Source organism: Photobacterium galatheae (assembly GCF_000695255.1).
Classification (GTDB): Bacteria; Pseudomonadota; Gammaproteobacteria; order Enterobacterales; family Vibrionaceae; genus Photobacterium; species Photobacterium galatheae.
In genome coordinates this window covers 1-206 of the sequence record NZ_JMIB01000060.1, presented here as the reverse complement: position 1 = coordinate 206, position 206 = coordinate 1, and the positions used below count along the sequence as shown (strand labels likewise).

At 57.3% G+C, this 206-nt stretch carries 2 tRNA genes; both read left to right on the top strand.

From position 1 onward, the window contains the following. The first annotated feature begins 8 nt into the window (after positions 1–8). Positions 9–85, top strand: a tRNA-Arg gene (locus tag EA58_RS20595). Between the two features lie 43 nt (positions 86–128). Continuing rightward, positions 129–205 (top strand) — tRNA-Arg (locus EA58_RS20590). Position 206: the final 1 nt, after the last annotated feature.

The following is a 206-nucleotide window of genomic DNA, read 5'->3' as shown; positions in this document are numbered from 1 at the left end:
AAGCCTGCGCGTCCGTAGCTCAGCTGGATAGAGTACCTGGCTACGAACCAGGCGGTCGGAGGTTCGAATCCTCCCGGACGCGCCATTATTTCCAAGTATCAATGGATTGCTACTTCAACTGTTTCTGCGCGCTCGTAGCTCAGCTGGATAGAGTACCTGGCTACGAACCAGGCGGTCGGAGGTTCGAATCCTCCCGAGCGCGCCAT